The 18,490-nt window shown below is 65.8% G+C and carries 16 protein-coding genes; 3 read left to right on the forward strand and 13 right to left on the reverse strand.

Features of this window, described 5'->3' with window-relative positions; genetic code table 11:
- Positions 1 to 16: 16 nt before the first annotated feature.
- From TMZ1T_RS12500 to guaB, 3 genes are all read right to left on the reverse strand, one after another.
- On the reverse strand, positions 17 to 931 hold the full coding sequence (locus TMZ1T_RS12500) for a YihY/virulence factor BrkB family protein (protein WP_004301734.1): 915 nt from the start codon (positions 929 to 931) through the stop codon (positions 17 to 19).
- Between the two features lie 55 nt (positions 932 to 986).
- Positions 987 to 2,552: a glutamine-hydrolyzing GMP synthase gene (gene guaA, locus TMZ1T_RS12505; RefSeq protein WP_004301733.1), complete on the reverse strand. Its 1,566-nt coding sequence runs from the start codon at positions 2,550 to 2,552 to the stop codon at positions 987 to 989.
- 72 nt (positions 2,553 to 2,624) lie between these two features.
- The gene (gene guaB, locus TMZ1T_RS12510) at positions 2,625 to 4,088 is read right to left on the reverse strand and encodes an IMP dehydrogenase (protein ID WP_004301732.1); all 1,464 of its coding nucleotides are present in this window, start codon (positions 4,086 to 4,088) and stop codon (positions 2,625 to 2,627) included.
- 82 nt (positions 4,089 to 4,170) lie between these two features.
- On the opposite strand from guaB, the gene TMZ1T_RS12515 reads away from it, so the two are divergent.
- Positions 4,171 to 4,671 (forward strand): DUF4124 domain-containing protein, encoded by a 501-nt coding sequence (locus tag TMZ1T_RS12515; protein ID WP_004301730.1) that lies wholly within the window; start codon positions 4,171 to 4,173, stop codon positions 4,669 to 4,671.
- 100 nt (positions 4,672 to 4,771) lie between these two features.
- Here the strand turns inward: TMZ1T_RS12515 and TMZ1T_RS12520 are convergent, their stop codons facing one another.
- Positions 4,772 to 5,098, reverse strand: coding sequence for an RnfH family protein (locus TMZ1T_RS12520; protein ID WP_012585581.1), 327 nt, complete (start codon positions 5,096 to 5,098; stop codon positions 4,772 to 4,774).
- The gene (locus TMZ1T_RS12525) at positions 5,095 to 5,547 is read right to left on the reverse strand and encodes a type II toxin-antitoxin system RatA family toxin (protein WP_012585582.1); all 453 of its coding nucleotides are present in this window, start codon (positions 5,545 to 5,547) and stop codon (positions 5,095 to 5,097) included. Before TMZ1T_RS12525 ends, TMZ1T_RS12520 begins: the two co-directional genes overlap by 4 nt.
- Positions 5,548 to 5,669: 122 nt before the next feature.
- Between TMZ1T_RS12525 and smpB the strand changes: the two genes are divergently transcribed.
- Positions 5,670 to 6,116 (forward strand): SsrA-binding protein SmpB, encoded by a 447-nt coding sequence (gene smpB / locus TMZ1T_RS12530; RefSeq protein ID WP_004301724.1) that lies wholly within the window; start codon positions 5,670 to 5,672, stop codon positions 6,114 to 6,116.
- A gap of 6 nt (positions 6,117 to 6,122) precedes the next feature.
- On the opposite strand, the gene TMZ1T_RS12535 is transcribed toward smpB, so the two are convergent.
- Entirely contained in the window at positions 6,123 to 6,695 is a 573-nt protein-coding gene (locus tag TMZ1T_RS12535) for a Yip1 family protein (protein ID WP_004301722.1), read from the reverse strand.
- A 177-nt stretch (positions 6,696 to 6,872) separates the two neighbouring features.
- Here TMZ1T_RS12535 and TMZ1T_RS12540 point away from each other — a divergent pair, with 177 nt between their 5' ends.
- Entirely contained in the window at positions 6,873 to 7,280 is a 408-nt protein-coding gene (locus tag TMZ1T_RS12540) for a MarR family winged helix-turn-helix transcriptional regulator (protein ID WP_004301720.1), read from the forward strand.
- Positions 7,281 to 7,317: 37 nt separating this feature from the next.
- On the opposite strand, the gene TMZ1T_RS12545 is transcribed toward TMZ1T_RS12540, so the two are convergent.
- The 7 genes from TMZ1T_RS12545 to TMZ1T_RS12575 form a co-directional block, all read right to left on the reverse strand.
- On the reverse strand, positions 7,318 to 8,049 hold the full coding sequence (locus tag TMZ1T_RS12545; RefSeq protein ID WP_004301718.1) for a response regulator: 732 nt from the start codon (positions 8,047 to 8,049) through the stop codon (positions 7,318 to 7,320).
- The gene (locus TMZ1T_RS12550) at positions 8,049 to 9,992 is read right to left on the reverse strand and encodes a type IV pili methyl-accepting chemotaxis transducer N-terminal domain-containing protein (protein ID WP_041589664.1); all 1,944 of its coding nucleotides are present in this window, start codon (positions 9,990 to 9,992) and stop codon (positions 8,049 to 8,051) included. Before TMZ1T_RS12550 ends, TMZ1T_RS12545 begins: the two co-directional genes overlap by 1 nt.
- A 104-nt stretch (positions 9,993 to 10,096) precedes the next feature.
- Positions 10,097 to 10,789, reverse strand: coding sequence for a respiratory nitrate reductase subunit gamma (gene narI, locus TMZ1T_RS12555; protein ID WP_004301714.1), 693 nt, complete (start codon positions 10,787 to 10,789; stop codon positions 10,097 to 10,099).
- Positions 10,790 to 10,799: 10 nt separating this feature from the next.
- A complete protein-coding gene (gene narJ / locus TMZ1T_RS12560) occupies positions 10,800 to 11,348 on the reverse strand; it encodes a nitrate reductase molybdenum cofactor assembly chaperone (RefSeq protein ID WP_004301712.1) in 549 nt (182 codons plus the stop codon).
- Between the two features lie 12 nt (positions 11,349 to 11,360).
- Positions 11,361 to 12,932: a nitrate reductase subunit beta gene (gene narH / locus TMZ1T_RS12565; RefSeq protein WP_004301710.1), complete on the reverse strand. Its 1,572-nt coding sequence runs from the start codon at positions 12,930 to 12,932 to the stop codon at positions 11,361 to 11,363.
- Between the two features lie 35 nt (positions 12,933 to 12,967).
- Complete coding sequence (locus tag TMZ1T_RS12570) at positions 12,968 to 16,723, reverse strand: nitrate reductase subunit alpha (protein ID WP_012585584.1); 3,756 nt, start codon at positions 16,721 to 16,723, stop codon at positions 12,968 to 12,970.
- A gap of 89 nt (positions 16,724 to 16,812) precedes the next feature.
- Complete coding sequence (locus tag TMZ1T_RS12575; RefSeq protein WP_004301707.1) at positions 16,813 to 18,468, reverse strand: MFS transporter; 1,656 nt, start codon at positions 18,466 to 18,468, stop codon at positions 16,813 to 16,815.
- Positions 18,469 to 18,490: the final 22 nt, after the last annotated feature.

An 18,490-nucleotide genomic window follows, 5' to 3' on the forward strand; every position in this document is an offset into this window, starting at 1 on the left:
CCCACGGGAAGCGGACTCAATCCTCGATCAGCTGGCGATGCACCAGCACCGCCGTCGCGCGCGGCCGCACCGTCCGGCCGCGCGCCTCCAGATAGGCGCGCGTGAACGCGGCGCCGAAGAGCAGGATCAACGAGGAGTAATTCACCCACAGCAGCAGCAGCACCAGCGAGCCCGCCGCCCCGTAAGTGGACGCGGTCGCGGTGGTCGACAGGTAGATCGCGATCAGCGCGCGCCCGAGCGCGAACAGCAGCGCGGTGACGAAGGCGCCCGGCAGCACGTCACGCCAGCCCAGCACAACCTCGGGCAGCACGCGGAAGATGGTGGCGAAGAGCAGCGTCACCACCAGCAGCGCGATCACCCAGTCCAGCCCGATGATCAGCCCCACCGGCACCGGCAGCCAGTCCTGCGCGAAGGCGACGAGCGCGCGAACGAAGATGCTCAGCGACAGCGACACCAGCAGCACGAAGCCGATGCCGAGCACCACCGCGAGCGACAGGAGGCGCGTCTTGAGATGGATGAACACGCCGCTGCGCGTGGGCCGCGGCGCCACTCCCCAGATCGCGTTGAGCGATTCCTGCATCTGGGTGAATACCGTCGTCGCGCCGAACACGATGGCACCGACGCCGGCGATCGTGGGCAGCAGCCCGCTGTGCTGGATGCGGCTGTTGACCACCGCGGTCTGGATCGCAGCCGCCACCTCCGGCCCGATCGCCACCTCGAGCTGCTCGGCGATGCGGCCCTGAGCCGCACTCTCGCCGAGCACCAGGCCCACCAGGCTGACCGCGATGATCACCACCGGCGCCACCGAGAACACGGTGAAGAACGCCAGCGCAGCGGCATGTACGAAGACCTGGGCTTCCAGCCACAGCTTCACGGTGGTCCGGATCACGGCGGACCAGTATTGCAGGATCGACGGTCGGGCTTCGGTCATGGCCGCATGTTAGCGCCATTGCCCTGGAAGCCGCTTCCAGAACGCGCCCCTCAGCTCACTCCCACTCGATTGTCGCCGGCGGCTTGCCCGAGATGTCGTAGACCACCCGGTTGATGCCGCGCACCTCGTTGATGATGCGGTTGCTGACCTTGCCGAGCAGGCTGTGCGGCAGCTCCGCCCAGTGCGCGGTCATGAAGTCCTGCGTCTGCACCGCGCGCAGTGCCACCACGTACTCGTAGGTACGGCCGTCGCCCATCACGCCCACGCTCTTCACCGGCAGGAAGACCGCGAAGGCCTGGCTCGTCTTGTCGTACCAGTCGGCGGCGCGCAGCTCGTCGATGAAGATCGCGTCGGCACGGCGCAGCAGGTCGGCGAAGTCCTGGCGGACCTCGCCGAGGATGCGCACGCCCAGACCCGGGCCCGGGAAGGGGTGGCGATAGACCATGTCGTGCGGCAGGCCGAGGGCCACGCCGAGCTCGCGCACCTCGTCCTTGAAGAGGTCGCGCAGCGGCTCGAGCAGCTTCAGGCCGAGCGTCTCGGGCAGGCCGCCGACGTTGTGATGGCTCTTGATGGTGTGGGCCTTCTTGCTCTTTGCGCCGCCGGACTCGATCACGTCAGGATAGATGGTGCCCTGGGCCAGCCACCTGGCGTTCGGCAATTTCCTGGCTTCGGCCTGGAAGACCTCGACGAACTCGCGGCCGATGATCTTGCGCTTCTGCTCGGGGTCGGTGACGCCCTTCAGGTGTCCCATGAACTGCTCGGTCGCATCGACATGCACGACCTTGGCGTGGAGCCGCCCGGCGAACATCTCCATGACCAGCTTGCCTTCGTTCAGGCGCAGCAGGCCGTGGTCGACGAACACGCAGGTGAGCTGGTCGCCGATCGCGCGGTGGATCAGCGCCGCCGCCACCGAGGAGTCCACGCCGCCCGACAGGCCGAGGATGACCTCCTCGTCACCCACCTGCTCGCGGATCTTCTGCACCGCTTCCTCGATGTAATCGGGCATGTTCCAGTCGTGGCCGCAGCCGCAGATGTCGTGCACGAAGCGCCCGATCATCTCCTTGCCCTTGATCGTGTGCGTGACCTCGGGGTGGAACTGCACGCCGTAGAAGCCGCGCGCCTCGTCGGCCATCGCCGCGATCGGAGTCGATTCGTTGCTGCCGATGATCTTGAAGCCCGGGGGCAGCGCGGTGACCTTGTCGCCGTGGCTCATCCACACGTCGAGCAGGCCGTGGCCTTCGGCGTTGCTGCGGTCCTCGATGCCGGTGAACAGCTTCGAGTGCCCGCGCGCGCGCATCTCCGCATAGCCGAACTCGCGCTTGGCCGAACTCTCGACCTTGCCGCCGAGCTGGCTGGCCATCGTCTGCATGCCGTAGCAGATGCCCAGCACCGGCACGCCAAGCTCGAACACCGCCTGCGGTGCGCGCCAGTCCTCTGCCTCGTAGACCGAGTTGGGCCCGCCGGAGAGGATCACGCCCTGCGCGCCGAAGTTGCGCACGAACTCGTCCGAGACGTCGAAGGGATGCAGCTCGCAGTACACCTGCTGCTCGCGCACGCGGCGCGCGATGAGCTGGGAGACCTGGGAGCCGAAATCGAGGATGAGGATCTTCTGGTGGGCCATGGGGCGGGAATCTCGAACGTCGAAAAAGGAAGGGCGGCCTCGCAGCCGCCCGGATGTCTCGAAGGAGCGCGCTCAGCTGATCTGGTAGTTGGGCGCTTCCTTGGTGATCTGCACGTCGTGCACATGCGATTCGCGCATGCCGGCCGAGCTGATCTGCACGAACTCCGCGCGCGCATGCATGGTCGGGATGTCGGCGCAGCCGAGGTAGCCCATCGAGGCGCGCAGGCCGCCGACGAGCTGATGGATCACCGCCGTGACCGAGCCCTTGTAGGGCACGCGACCCTCGATGCCCTCGGGCACCAACTTGTCGATGTTGCCGGTGTTCTCTTCCTGGAAGTAGCGGTCGGCCGCGCCCTTCTCCATCGCGCCGAGCGAGCCCATGCCGCGGTACGACTTGTAGGAACGGCCCTGGAACAGCACCGTCTCGCCTGGCGCCTCCTCGGTGCCGGCAAACAGTCCACCGAGCATGACCACGTCGGCGCCCGCGGCGATCGCCTTGGCGATGTCGCCCGAGAAGCGGATGCCGCCGTCGGCGATCATCGGCACGCCCGTGCCCAGCAGCGCGTTGGCGACGTTGTCGATCGCGCTGATCTGCGGCACGCCCACGCCGGCGACGATGCGGGTGGTGCAGATCGAGCCCGGACCGATGCCGACCTTGACACCGTCGGCACCGGCATCGACCAGCGCACGCGCGGCGTCGGCGGTGGCGATATTGCCGCCCACCACCTCGATGTGCGGAAAGTGCTTCTTGACCCAGCCGACGCGGTCGAGCACGCCCTGCGAGTGACCGTGGGCGGTGTCGACCACGATCATGTCCACGCCCGCGTCGGCGAGGCGCTCCGCGCGTTCCTCCGTGCCGGCCCCCACGCCGATCGCAGCGGCCACGCGCAAGCGACCATGCTCGTCCTTGGCAGCGAGCGGGTGCTCGGTGGACTTCATCATGTCCTTGACGGTGATGAGACCGCACAGCTCACCGGCATCGTTGAGCACCAGCACGCGCTCGAGGCGGTGCACACGCAGCAGCTCGCGCGCCTCTTCGAGGCTGGCGCCTTCGCGCACGGTGACAAGGCGGTCCTGCGGGGTCATGATTTCGGAGACGAGCTGGTCGAGCTTGGTCTCGAAGCGGGTATCGCGGTTGGTGACGATGCCGACCACCTTGCCGCCTTCGACCACCGGCACGCCGGAGAAGCGGTTCTGGCGTTGCAGTGCGATGACCTCGCCCACCGTCATCGTGGGCGGGATGGTGATCGGATCCTTGAGTATGCCCGACTCGTGGCGCTTGACCTTGAGCACCTCGGCGGCCTGCTGGGCCGGGGTGAGGTTCTTGTGCACCACGCCGATCCCGCCTTCCTGCGCGAGCGCGATCGCGAGACGGCTCTCGGTCACCGTGTCCATGGCGGCCGAGACAAGCGGGACGTTGAGGCGGATGCGGCGCGTGACCTGGCTCTGCAGGCTCACGTCGCGAGGGAGGACCGTGGAGTGGGCGGGAACGAGAAGGACGTCATCGAAGGTCAGCGCCTTCTGGATCACTCGCATGGCTTTTTTCCTTTCGACCAAATCCGTATTATACAGAGCGCTCCTGCACCACGTAAGCGGCTCGCCGCGGAGAATTGTGCCGATGACCCATCCGTTCGCCCCGGTCGCGATCCTCGCCCTGTTGCTGACCGCCCTTCCCGCGGCCGCGCAGGTCTACAGCTGGAAGGACAAGGACGGGCGCATCCACTACGGCGACATGCCTCCCGCAGGCGTCGAGGCCACGGTGATCCGCGGAGCACGACCGGGTGCCGCCGCGCGCAAGGCTGGAGAGACCGCGCCGTCGGCGGACATGCCGCCTGCTGCCACTCCCACCTCCCCGAGTTCGCTCGCCGAGCGCGAACAGGCTTTCCGGGAACGCCGCGCCGCCGCGGCGGAGGCCGAGGCGAAGGCCGCTCGGGAAGCTGAATCGAGAGGCGAGACGGAACGTTTCTGCACGGACGCGCAGCATGAACTCGCCGCCTTGCGTGGCGGCCAGCGCATGGTCCGCTTCAACGTCAAGGGGGAACGCGAGTTCCTCGACGATCGTGCGCGCGCGGAGCAGGCCGAGGCTCTGGAGCGCAAGATCGCAGATCATTGCAGATAGATCCGACCCGCAGGTCGACGCCAGCAGGCTCGCAAGCCCAACGTCGCGCGAGCGGAAATTCCGCTGCACAGGGTCCGCTGCACAGGGTCGCGCCGATCCATCACTCGGCCGCTTCGGCGGGCCCACCCCCCTTTTTCATGACCTTGCCCTCGTCGGCACGCTTCTTTCGCACCGCCTTCGGGTCGGCGATCAGCGGACGATAGATCTCCACCCGGTCGCGGTCGCGCACCTCGGTGTCGAGCTTGACCAGCCTTGCATAGATCCCCAGCTTGTTCGCACGGTCGGGCTGGATCTCCGGATGCTTCTGCAACAGGCCGGAAGCCTCCAGCGCATCGCGCACCGAGGCTCCTTCCGCCAGCCGCACGTGCACCAGCTCCTGGCGCTGCGGCAGCGCGTACACCACTTCCACGTTGATCATCCCGCTCATGCAGCACTCCCCTGCCCGGCCCGATAGACCTGGCCGGCACGCTTGACGAAGGAATCGACGAAAGTGTTCGCGATATGGTTGAACACCGGCCCGAGCACCTTCTCCAGCAGCTTGCTCGCGAACTGGTAGCGCAGCTGGAACTCGACCTTGCACGCGGTCTCGCCGAGCGCGGTGAAGCGCCAGTGTCCGTCGAGATGGGTGAAGGGGCCGTCGGTCAGGCGCAGCTTCATCTCCTGCGGGTAGCGCTTGGCGTTCTCGGTGCTGAAATGCGCCTTGATGCCATGGTAATTGATGTGCAGCGTAGCCGCGGTGATCGTCTCGGTGCGCCCGATCAGATCGACGCCGCCGCACCAGGGCAGAAACAGCGGGTATTCCTCGCAGCGGTCGACGAGCTCGAACATCTGCGCCGGGGTGAATTCGATCAGGACGAGCTTGTTGACTTCGGCCATGGGCAAGTTGGTCGGCGCCACCACCATGACGGAACGGAGGTGCGGCCGAACTGTTAAAATCCGCGATTCTACCGCATACGGACGCGCCGGCTCAGGGCCGCGCCGCCACGGGACGCCGAACCATGAGCATCATCGAAAACCGCAAGGCCCTTCACGACTACTTCATCGAGGAGAAGCACGAAGCCGGCATCGTCCTCGAAGGCTGGGAGGTCAAGGCGATCCGCGCCGGTCGCTCGAACATCAAGGAATCCTACGTGGTGATCCGCGCCGAGGAGATCTTTGTTTTCGGCATGCACATCACCCCGCTCAGCACCGCCTCCAGCCATGTGCGCCACGACCCGACGCGCACGCGCAAACTGCTGCTGCACAAGAAGGAGATCGCCCGCCTGATCGGCAAGGTCGAGCGCGCCGGCTATACGCTGGTGCCGCTCGACCTGCACTACAAGAATGGGCTCGTGAAGCTCGAGATCGGGCTCGCCAAGGGCAAGAAGCTGCACGACAAGCGCGAGGACGAGAAGAAGAAGGACTGGGAGCGCGAGAAGCAGCGCCTCATGCGGGTCAAGGCCTGAGCGCCCTCACAGCAGCGTCACCGCCCCCCCCGCGACCGCCAGCAGCACCAGCCAGGTCAGCACGCCGAAGCTGGTCACCTGCATGGCCACCTCGCTCGCCTCGACGTCCTCGTCGATGCCGAGCAGGCGGTCGACGCCGTGGCGGATCAGCATGGCCGAGGCGCCGAGCGCGACGAGGCCGACGAGCACCACGAACCACGCGCTGCCGAACACCACCGCGAGCGAGGACAGCCACAGTGGCACCGGCGCGATCGCCGCCACCGTGTAGGCATCCTCGAGCCGGCTGCTGCCGTCCTTGGCCATCGAGGCCTGGCGGATCGAGTTCGCCATGATCGGCACGCTGAAGTGTTCGGCGACGAAGAACAGCACGGCCGCGATCAACCAGTTGCCGAAGCCCGCGTCGGGAAACACCCGGGCGCCCACGCCCCCCGATGCCAGCAGGATCATCAGCGGCGGCAGCAGCGACATCGGCAGGACCAGGCGACGGAACAGCCAGTCCATCGGTGGCCGTTCGCGCGCGACCAAGTCCCAGCCATCGCGGCTCGAAACCACCATGCGGGGAAATTGCATGACGTCCATGATTCGGTCTCCTCTTTCGGGGTGGAAATCCGGCCGCCGCCACGATCCACCTGCGCGCGTGGGCCATCGCTCTTTTTACATCACACTTTGATATTAATCCGCAATCGTCGGATTGCAAGGACGATCTCTCGATCGGACTGCCGAAGCGAGGGCGGAAGAAGCTAAAATCCGCGCACGATGAACACTCCACTCGACAAGTCCGAATTCGAGGCCCTCGCCGACTTCCGCTACCAGCTGCGGCGCTTCCTGCGCTTCTCCGAGTTGCTCACCCGGCGCCACGGCATCACCAACCTCCAATACCTGCTGCTGCTCCAGGTCAAGGGCTATCCCGGACGCGAATGGGCCTGCATCGGCGAGCTCGCCGAGCGCCTGCAGGCCCACCAGCATGGTGTGGTGTCGCTGGTTTCGCGTTGCGAGAAACTCGGACTGGTCGAGCGCCGCCCGGGTCGCGAGGATCGGCGCGCGGTCGAGGTGCACCTGACCGCCGAAGGCGAGCGCCTCGCGGCAACGATCGCACTGCACCACCGCGAGGAGGTCAAGCTGCTCGGCGGTGTGTTCCGCGACCTCGCCTCGCAATTGCGCTGAAGCCTTCGGAAGCCCGCTGCAAACGCGCCGGCGGAGCTCAGCCCTCCGGTCCCTGCCCCAAGCCGTTCTCCACCGCGAATACCGCCGCCTGCACCCGGCTGCTCAGGTTGAGCTTGCGCAACATGTTCTGCACGTGGATCTTCACCGTGCTCTCGGCGAGCTCGAGTGCACGGGCGATCTCCTTGTTGCTCTGTCCGCGCGCGATGAAGCGCAGGATTTCGCGTTCGCGCGGCGACAGCTTCTCGAGTTCGGCCGGCTCCGCACCGGCAGCAGGGGCACTCCTCGCCAGCGCTCCCGGCGCAGGCGCGATCGCACCGCCCATCGCCGCTCGGCTGGCGCTGCTGCGCACGCCGCTCAGCAGCTTGCCCATCATCTGGGGCGAAACCACCGATTCGCCCTGCGCGGCCGTCTTGATCGCCGATACCAGGGTTTCGGCCTGGATGTTCTTCAGCAGGTAGCCGCAGGCCCCGGCGCGCAGCGTCTCGATAAGGTCGTCGGCGTCCTCCGAGACCGTCAACATCAGCACACGCGTCTCGGGCACCTCCTCGAGCAGCAGGCGGGCGGCCTCGCGCCCGGAGAGCCCGGGCATGTTGTTGTCGAGCAACACCACGTCGGGTCGCAGCTGCCCGGCGAGGCGGATGCCCTCGCGCCCGTCGCCGGCCTCGCCCACCACCTCGAAGCAGACGTAGCTCTGCAGCAGCGAACGGATGCCGCTGCGGAACAGCGTGTGGTCGTCGACCAGAAGGACACGGATCTTCTCTTCAGCCATCAAGCCAGCACCTCGTTCGTTCTCGGCAGTTCCAGTCGGATCTCGGTGCCCCGCCCGGGCGACGAGCGCACCGCAAAGCGGCCACCGATCCGCATGGCGCGCTCGCGCATGATCTGCAGGCCGATGTGCGCCTCGCTGTCGGACGCGTCACGGTCTTCCGCAAAGCCCACGCCGTCGTCGCGCACCGTCACCGCGAGCCCGTCGCGACCGCGCCGCACACCCACGGAAACGGTGCTTGCACCGGCGTGCTTGCGCACGTTGGAGAGCGCTTCCTGGATGATGTAGAGCACCTGGGTCTCGGCCTCGGGATCGAGCGGTGCGCCGTCGCCCTGCACGTCGAGGTCGGTGGCGATGCCGGTCTGCTCTGCGAGCCGGCGCAGGGCTGCGGCGATGGCGGCATCGAGATCCTGCTGCTCGACCCGGGTGCGGAAGTGCACCAGCAACTCGCGCACATCCTCATAGCTCTCCTGGATACCGCGACGAAGCATCTCCACGGTCGTACTCACGTCCGCGGCGCGGTTCTCGGCGAGCGCGCGTTCCAGCATCTGCACCTGCAGGTTCAGGAAGGCCAGGCCCTGGGCGATCGAGTCGTGCAGTTCGCGCGCGAGCAGGTTGCGCTCTTCGGAGACGGCGAGTTCGCGCTCGCGCGCGTGCAGGCGCTGGTTCTCGATCGCGATGCCGAGCTGCTGTCCGAGAGCCTCGAGCAGCTGGCGATCGGCGTCGCCGATCGCGTCCGGCTGGTCGAAATACAGGTTGAACACGCCGAGCGCGCGCTTGCTGGCCGTGATCGAGGTGGCCGACACCGTACGGAACCCGGCGCGCCGACAGGCGTCGCGCGTCACCGCGAGCGCGGCATTGCGTACATCCAGGGTCAGCGAGAGCCCGCTGCCCTGTGCCGCCTCGCCGCAGACGCATTCGCCGCAGGCCAGCACTTCCTCGCGATCGAGGAAGTCGTCGCCCAGCCCGTCGTGGACGATCATGCACAGGTTTCGCGATTCGAGATCGAGCAGGCGCGCGGAGCTCGCACTCGCACCCATCGTCTTCTGCACCCGCTCGAGGAAGCCCTTGCACAGCGTGTCGACGTCGTTGGGTTCGCGCAGGAAGGCGACGATCTCGTAGAGGATCTCAAGCTCGCGGTTCTTCTCTTCGAGGCTGCGGGTCTTGGCGACGACACGCTCCTCGAGCGTGTCATAGACGTTCTGCAAGTGGGCTGCCATGCGGTTGAAGCCGGCCGAGAGCTCGCCGAACTCGTCCTGCGACAGCACCGGCACGCGGGCATCGAAATCCTCCTGCCCCATGCGCTTGACGCCCTCGTGGAGCTCGAACACGGGGCGGATCACGGTGAGGAAGAAGAAGCGCAGCAGCAGGATGGTGCCGATCACCGCGAGGGCAACCAGGATCACCTGCGAGGTGCGCAGGATGTTGGTGTTGCGCGCATAGCTCTGCTCCATGCGCAGCACGAAATCGTTGATGTCCTCGACGTAGTCGCGGGCGGCGCGGTCGAACTCCAGGCCCCTGCGATGCAGGTTGGCCGGATCCGGGTCCGCGGCGATCGCGAGCAGGATCGGGCGCAGCTGCACGCTCCATTCTTCGGACATCCCGGAGAGCACCTGCTGGATACCGGCTTCGCGCGGCACGAACAAGGGGCGGGACGGATCTCCCCGGCGCAGCACGCCGAGGATGCGGTCGAAGTCGTCGACCCTCGCCCTCAGGTCGCCAGCGAAACCCTGCCGGTCGCTGGTATGCAGATCCGCACGAGCGAGGTGATGCGCCACGCGGTACAAGCGCATCCGCAGGCTGCCGGCATCGTTGATCGCAGCCGCCGCGCCTTCCAGGCGCCACGAGATGAACAGCGTCAGCGCGATCGCGGCAAGTGCCACGAGGAAAAAGCCGAGCAGCATGCCGGTGATCTTGACCGACAGGCCCGAGCCGCGGATGAACATGAGAATCGGTGCTTTCTGGCGCATCCGCGCAAGCTAGGGGCAAAAGGACCGAAAGGCAAGGCCGGCAGCCTCGATGGCTGCCAGCCCTGCCTCTCGCTTCAGCCTCAGGCCAGGCGGCGCTTGGTCCGGACGATCTGGTAGGCGCGCGTCAGGTAGCTGAACGGCGCGGTCAGGATGTGCACCAGGCGGGTGAAGGGGAACACCAGGAACACCGTCATGCCGAAGAAGATGTGGGCACGGAAGATCGGATCGACCTTCGTCATCAGCTCGGGCTGCGGGTTCAGCAGCAGGATGCTCTTGACCCACTCGGCCAGCGCCAGCATCACGGCCGGATCACCCTTGACGGCGTGACCGATCGAGAACGGCACGGTCAGCAGGCCGAGGATCAGCGTGGCCATCAGCCAGGTGATGATGAACACGTCGCTGCGACGGCTGTTGATGCGCACGCGCGGGTTGTACATGCGGCGATACCACAGCATGGAACCACCGACCAGGCACATGATGCCGAAGATCACGCCGGCGATGATCGCGATCCATTGGTGGGCGAGGTCGGAGATCCCCAGGCCAAGCCACAGGCCGTGCGGCAGCACGAGACCGGCGAAATGGCCGAAGAAGATCATGATGACGCCGACGTGGAACAGGTTGCTCGCCAGCATCATGCCTTGCTTGGACAGCAGCTGCGACGAATCGGTCTTCCAGGTGTACTGCTCGTTGTCGTACCGGATCCAGCTGCCGATCACGAACACGGTCAGCGCAATGTAGGGATAGACCCCGAAAAACAGGTTGGTCAGGGACATCGTCTTCTCCTCAGGCGGCCGCGCGGGCCAGCGAGCTGTGGTTTTCGATCACGCGAACGAGCGCCGCATAGGGGCTCTCCGCCTTTTCCAGGTTGGTCGCGAGCACGTTGAACACCTTCACCGCGTCAGTCAGGAACACGCGCGCCTCGGTCTCCCCGAGTTGCGACACGAACTCCATCATCATCGGCAGGTAGTCCGGGATCTCGTGCTCGTCGTGCTGCAGTCCGTAGGACTTGTAGAACTCCGACAGGTCGATCAGCGCCGGACCGCGGTTCTTGTCGTCGCCGAACACATGGTGGGTCAGGTGCAGGCTGTGCTCCGGGGTGAGGTCGAAGGTCTTGACGAAACGGCCTTCGAGCTCGGTCTGGTCCTGAGCGAGCATCCAGTCGATGAAACCGGCGATGCTCCCGTGCTCAGCCTCGGTGAACACCTGGTCGGTGTCCACCGAGCGCACCAGACCCCGCGCACCGCCCTGCTCCGAGACCGCGGCGCGCAGGTCGCCGACGATCTCGCTGCCCGGGTAGTCGAGCAGCATGGCAAGCAGCTTGTAGGTCTGCATGGTTCAATCTCCTCAGTAGCGTTCGCCGGTGACGTCGTGCAGCTCGTCGGCGTGCGGGACCGGCTTGCGCGGCTCCATCGACTCCTTGCGGCGCTCGGGGAACAGCGAGTTCGGCGAGATGCCGACCGACGACGCGCTGCCGAAGCTGAAGCCCGCCTGACCCTGGAAGCCGTGGTAGTCCTCGAGGCGCATCTCTTCCTTGGAGGTCGGAATCACGAAGCGGTCTTCGTAGTTCGCGATCGCCAGGTAGCGATACATCTCCTTGGCCATGTCCTCGGTCATGCCCACCGCCTCCAGCGCGCGCGTGTCGGGCGTGCCCTCGACGTGCACCGAGCGCTGGTAGGAGCGCATCGCGATCATGCGGTTGAGCGCGTCGATGATCGGCTGCTCCTTGCCCGCGGTCATCAGGTTGGCCAGGTACTTGACCGGCAGGCGCATCGCGGAGGCCTTCGGGATAACGCCGTCGGCCTCGGTCGGCAGCGCCTTCTGGTCGATCTGCGACTGCACCGGCGAGAGCGGCGGCACGTACCAGATCATCGGCAGCGTGCGGTACTCGGGGTGCAGCGGGAAGGCGATCTTCCACTGCACGGCCATCTTGTAGATCGGCGACTTCTGCGCGGCGAGGATCCAGTCGTCGGTGATGCCGTCCTTCTTGGCCTGCTCGATCACGGCCGGGTCGAAGGGATCGACGAACATGTCCAGGTGCTCCTGGTACAGGTCCTGGACGTTGTCGGCGCTGGCCGCGGCCGAGATCTTGTCGGCGTCGTACAGGATGATGCCGTTGTAGCGGATGCGGCCGACGCAGGACTCCGAACAGACGGTCGGCATGCCGTTCTCGACGCGCGGGTAGCAGCCCACGCACTTCTCGGCCTTGGACGACTCCCAGTTGAAGAACACCTTCTTGTACGGGCAGCCCGAGATGCACATCCGCCAGCCGCGGCAGCGGTCCTGGTCGGCGAGCACGATGCCGTCTTCCTCGCGCTTGTAGAGCGCGCCGGACGGGCACGAGGCCACGCAAGCCGGGTTGATGCAGTGGTTGCAGATGCGCGGCAGGTACATGTGGAAGGTGTTTTCGAACTGCTTGTACATTTCCTTCTCCATGTTGGAGAAGTTCTTGTCACGAGCACGGGAGGCGAACTCGCCGGCGAGGTCGTCTTCCCAGTTCGGGCCCCAGGTGATCTTGTCCATCTTCTCGCCGGTGATCTGCGACACTGGACGCGCGGTCGGCGCGGCCTCGGACAGCGGCGCGTTCTGCAGACGGGCGTAGTCGTAGGTGAAGGGCTCGTAGTAGTCGTCGATCTCGGGCAGGTTCGGGTTGGAGAAGATCTGCACGATCTTCTTCAGGCGGCCGCCGGCCTTGAGCTCGAGCTTGCCGTTGAGCTTGGTCCAGCCACCCTTCCACTTGTCCTGGTTCTCCCATTCCTTCGGGTAACCGATGCCCGGCTTGGACTCGACGTTGTTGAACCAGGCGTACTCGACGCCCTTGCGGTTGGTCCACACGTTCTTGCAGGTCACCGAGCAGGTGTGGCAACCGATGCACTTGTCGAGGTTGAACACCATCGCGAATTGCGCGCGGATTTTCATTTGTTTCTCCTGAATCTCTGGTCTCGAGTCGGCGCTTACTTCTTGCCGATGCCCACGGGGTTGCGTTGGGCTTCGCGTTCGGGCGTGAGCGGACGCTCCAGCCAGTCGATGTCCTGGTCCTCGATCTTGTGGATCACCACGACTTCGTCACGCTGGCAACCGACGGTGCCGTAGTAGTTGAAGCTGTAAGCCAGTTGCGCATAGCCGCCGACCATGTTGGTGGGCTTGACGATGACGCGGGTGACCGAGTTCAGGATGCCGCCACGCTTGCCGGTCGTGTTCGAGCCGGGCACGTTCACGTTCTTTTCCTGGGCGTGATACATGATCGCCATGCCACGCGGGATGCGCTGCGACACCACCGCACGGGCCACCGTGGCGCCGTTGGCGTTGATCGCCTCGACCCAGTCGTTGTCGCGGATGCCGATGGTCGCGGCCTCTTCCTCGGACAGCCAGACGTACGGGCCGCCGCGGAACAGGTTGAGCATGCGCAGGTTGTCCTGGTAGCTGGAGTGGATGCCCCACTTCGAGTGCGGGGTGATCCACGACAGGGTCAGGTGCGGCTTGTTGCGCACGCTGTCGGGCACCTTCTCGTGGGCCTTGAGGTCGACCGGCGGCTTGTAGGCGCAGAAGCCTTCACCGAAGTCGAGGAACCACTCGTGGTCCTGGTAGAAGTGCGCACGACCGGTCAGGGTACGGAACGGAATGTGCTCGTGGATGTTGGTGTAGCCCGCGGTGTAGGACACGGTCTCCGACTCGATGCCGGACCAGGTGGGCGCGGTGATGATCTTGCGCGGCTGGGCGACGATGTCGCGGAAGGTGATCTTGTCCTCGTGACGGCCGGCGTACAGGTGGTGGTGATCGATGCCGGTCTTCTTCGACAGCGCGCTCCACGACTTGTGCGCCACTTCGCCGTTGGTCTCGGGCGCCATGCGCATGACCGAGTCGCAGACGTAGATGTCTTCCTCGAGCGACGGCATGCCCTTCGAAACACCTTCGACCTGCACCGGGTAGTTGCACTTCTTGAGCTCTTCGTACTCCTGGGTGGTATCCCAGTCGATGCCCTTGACGTTGTTGCCCAACTTCACCATCAGCGGGCCGAGCGCGATGTACTTATTGTAGATCTGAGCGTAGTCGCGCTCGACGAGCTTGAGCATCGGCATGGTCTTGCCCGGGATCGGATCGCACTCGCCGTGCTTCCAGTCCTTGCCCACGCCCATCGGAGTCGCGAGTTCCATCGGCGAGTCGTGCTGCATCGGCAGCGAGACCACGTCCTTGCGGGTGCCGAGGTGCTTGGCGCCGAGCGCGGTGAAGGTCTTCGCCAGGGTGCGGAAGATCTGCCAGTCGGACTTCGACTCCCAGCCCGGAGTCACCGCCTCACCCAGCGGGTGGATGAAGGGGTGCATGTCGGTGGTGTTGAGGTCGTTCTTCTCGTACCAGGTCGCCGTCGGCAGGATGATGTCGGAGTATGCGCCGGTCGAGTTGAGGCGGAAGTTGATGTCCACCATCAGGTCGAGCTTGCCGGTCGGGCCATGCTCGCGCCACTTCACTTCCTTGCAGTTGTTGCCCGCGCCGCCTTCCTGCATCACGCCGTTCTGCGCGCCCAGCAGGTGCTTGAGGAAGTACTCGTGGCCCTTGGCCGACGAGCCGATCAGGTTGGCGCGCCACACGATCAGGTTGCGCGGCCAGTTTTCCTCGGCATCCGGGTCGGCGAAGGACACGTCGAGCGCGCCCGACTTGAGCTGTTCGACCACGTATTTCGACACGCTCGCCTCGTCGGTCGCACCCGCACGCGCGGCTTCTTCGGCGAGTTCGATCGGGTTGCGGTTGAAGTGCGGGGCGGACGGCAGCCAGCCCATGCGCACCGCCTTGACGTTGTAGTCGGCGAGCGAGGAACCCTTGTTGCGGCAGGGACCGGCGGGCGACAGCAGCGAGTCGGCATCCACCGTCTCGTAGCGCCACTGGTCGGTGTGGAAGTACCAGAACGAGGTCGAGTTCATGTGGCGCGGCGGACGCTGCCAGTCGAGCGCGAACGCGATCGGCGCCCAGCCCGCTTGCGGACGCAGCTTTTCCTGGCCCACGTAGTGCGCCCAGCCACCACCGGTCTGACCCACGCAGCCGCACATGTGCAGCAGGTTCATGATCGAGCGGTAGGCGAGGTCGTTGTGGTACCAGTGGTTGATCGCAGCGCCCATGATCACCATGGACTTGCCCTTCGTCTTCGAGGCGTTCTCGGCGAACTCGCGGCCGGTACGCTCGAGGTCGGCGGCCTTCACGCCGGTCTGCTTGGCAGCCCAGGCCGGGGTGTAGGCGACATTGGCGTCGTCGTAGGACGAGGCCACGTTGGCGCCACCCAGGCCGCGGTCGATGCCGTACTGCGCGACCTGCATGTCGAACACCGAGGTCACGAAGGCTTCTTCGCCGCTGGCGAGCTTGAGGCGACGCGCCGGCACGTTGCGGTACAGCAGCTCGGGTTCACCCGGCACGAAGTGCGGGAAGCCCACCGAGACGACCTCGTCCTGGCTGCCGATGCAGGTGAGCTCCGCTTCGGTCTCGGCCTGGTCGGCGCCGGCCTTCTCGAGCAGGTTCCACTTGCCGTCCTCGCCCCAGCGGAAGCCGATCGAGCCGTTGGGCGCGATGAAGCGGCCGCTCTTCTTGTCGAAGACGATGGTCTTCCACTCGGGGTTGTTGGACTCGCCGAGGTTGTTGTCGAAGTCGGAAGCGCGCAGGTTGCGATCCGAAACATAGCCCTCGCCGTGCTTGCGCAGCACGACCTGCATCGGCAGGTCGGTGTACTTGCGCGCGTACTCGGTGAAGTACGGGTCCTGCTTCTCGACGAGGAATTCCTTCAGCGCGACGTGGCCCATGGCCAGGAAGGCGGCGGCGTCGGTGCCCTGCTTGACGGGCATCCACAGGTCGGCGAACTTGACGTACTCGGCGTAGTCCGGCGCCATCGACACGATCTTGGTGCCCTTGTAGCGCACTTCGGTGGCGAAGTGGGCGTCCGGGGTGCGGGTCATCGGCAGGTTGGCGCCGGTGATGATCAGATAGGTCGAGTTGTACCAGTCGGCGGCCTCGGGCACGTCGGTCTGCTCGCCCCAGGTCTGCGGCGACGCGGCCGGCAGGTCGCAATACCAGTCGTAGAACGAGCCGCAGGCACCACCGATCAGCGACAGGTAACGCGCGCCGGCGGCGTACGAGATCATCGACATCGCGGGAATCGGCGAGAAACCGTAGATGCGGTCCGGGCCCCACTTCTTGATCGTGTAGACGTTGGCTGCGGCGACGATCTCGGTGACCTCGTCCCAGCTGGTGCGCACGAAGCCACCCAGGCCGCGCACGTGCACGTACTTCTCGCGCTTGGCGGGATCCTTCTGGATCGCCTCCCAGGCCTCGACCGGGTCGCGTCCGGCCTTGCGCTCGGCGCGGTACAGGTCGAGCAGGCGGCCGCGGATCATCGGGTACTTGATGCGGTGCGGCGAGTACAGGTACCACGAGAACGAGGCACCACGCTGGCAGCCGCGCGGCTCGTGGTTGGGCAGGTCCTCGCGGGTGCGCGGGTAGTCGGTCTGCTGCATCTCGAACGACACCAGGCCGTTCTTGACGAAGATCTTCCAGGAACAGCCGCCGGTGCAGTTCACACCGTGGGTGGAGCGCACCACCTTGTCGTGGCGCCAGCGGTTGCGGTAGGCATCCTCCCAGTTGCGGTCTTCATTGGTGACGATACCGTGTCCGTTCGAGAAGGTCTCCTTGACCTTGTCGAAAAACCTCAGGCGATCGAGAAAATGACTCATGGTTTGCTCCTCTCAAGTCGTCGCTTCGTTCGTCAAGCGCGATCGGTAAAAGTCTGGTTGAAAAAGGGAATCCGTCGGTCGGGCGGGAATCAGGGGTTCTGGATGTACGCGTCCTTGCGCAGGTAGAACCACCAGTTGAGGACCACGCACAGGGCGTAGAACACTGCAAAGCCGTACATCGCGTACTCGGGCGTGCCGGCCTTGATCTGGCCGCCGATCACCACCGGAGCGATGAAGGAGCCGTAGGCCGCCACCGCAGAGGTCCAGCCCAGCACGGGGCCGCGCTCGTCCTTGTCGAACACGAAGCCCACGGTACGGAAGGTCGAGCCGTTGCCGATGCCGGAGGCCGCGAAGAGCAGCACGAACAGCGCCATGAACATGAAGAAGTACTGTTCCGGCGTCGCCGAGTGGTAGGCGAGGAACATCACGTAGCCGGTCACCGCGGAGGCGATCACGAGCACGATCGAGATCCACTGGGTCACGATCGAGCCGCCCAGCTTGTCCGAGATCCAGCCGCCCACCGGTCGGATCAACGCGCCGACGAAGGGGCCGATCCAGGCGAACATCAGCGCGGAGGGCGCGTTCGGGTTCTTCGCATGCACCCAGGCCTGGGTGGCCGGATCGAGCACGTGGGTGTTGCCGAAGATCACCGTGATCGACAGCGGCAGCGCCATCGAGAAACCGATGAAGGAGCCGAAGGTCACCACGTAGAGCGCGGTCATCGACCAGGTGTGCTTGTTGCGGAAGATCGCGAACTGCTTGTCGAGATTGGTCTTCATCTCGCCGCTGGCGGCGAACTTCATGCCGTACAGCGTGCCGAGGATGACCAGCGGCAGCATGATCCACATCCCGCCGCCCGCGAGCACGCCGAGGCCGCTCGGCAGGTAGAGGTAGAGACCGATCGCCGAAACCACCAGGGCGATGCCGTAGAACAGGATGATCTTGCCGAGCGCCGCGCCCGTGGAGCCGATGTTGGGCGACACGGTGAGGAGGTTGTTCATGCCGAACCAGCCGACCACCGCGAGCGGCACCAACAGCAGCAGCCAGACGAAGCCGGCGTTCTGCACGTAGGTCGGCGTGCCGGCGGCGATCTTGCCGATCAGCGTGGCGGAATCCTTGACCAGCGGGATCGCGTCGCCGCCGAGTGCGCCGAACACCCCCATGGTCATCACTGCCGGAATCAGCAGCTGCGAGGTGGTCACGCCGAAGTTGCCCAGGCCGGCGTTGAGGCCGAGCGCGGTGCCCTGCAGGCGCTTGGGGAAGAAGGTGGAGATATTGGCCATCGAGCAGGCGAAGTTGCCGCCGCCCATGCCCGACAGCAGCGCCATGAGCTGGAACACCCACAGCGGCGTCTCCAGACTCTGCAGCGCGATGCCGGTACCCACGGCGGGGATCATCAGCAGCGCGGTGGTCAGCCACACCGTGTTGCGACCGCCGCAGATGCGGATGAAGAAGGAGGCCGGGATGCGCGTGGTGGCACCCGACAGGCCGGCGATCGCGGCGAGCGAGAAGAGCTGGTCGGGGGCGAAGGGGAAGCCCGCGTTGGCCATCTGCACCGTGATGATCCCCCACATCAGCCACACGGCGAAGCCGCACAGCAGGCTGGGGATGGAGATCCACAGGTTGCGGTTGGCGATCCGCGAGCCATTCTCCTTCCAGAAGGCCTCGTCCTCGGGGCGCCAATCGACGAGGTCGACGCTGCTGGTGATCGCCGGGCTCGGCGCCGCGACATTGCTTGCTTGCATGAAACCCACTCCTCGTTGTCTT

Origin of the sequence: Thauera aminoaromatica (genome assembly GCF_000021765.1) — a bacterium.
GTDB classification, from domain to species: Bacteria; Pseudomonadota; Gammaproteobacteria; order Burkholderiales; family Rhodocyclaceae; genus Thauera; species Thauera aminoaromatica.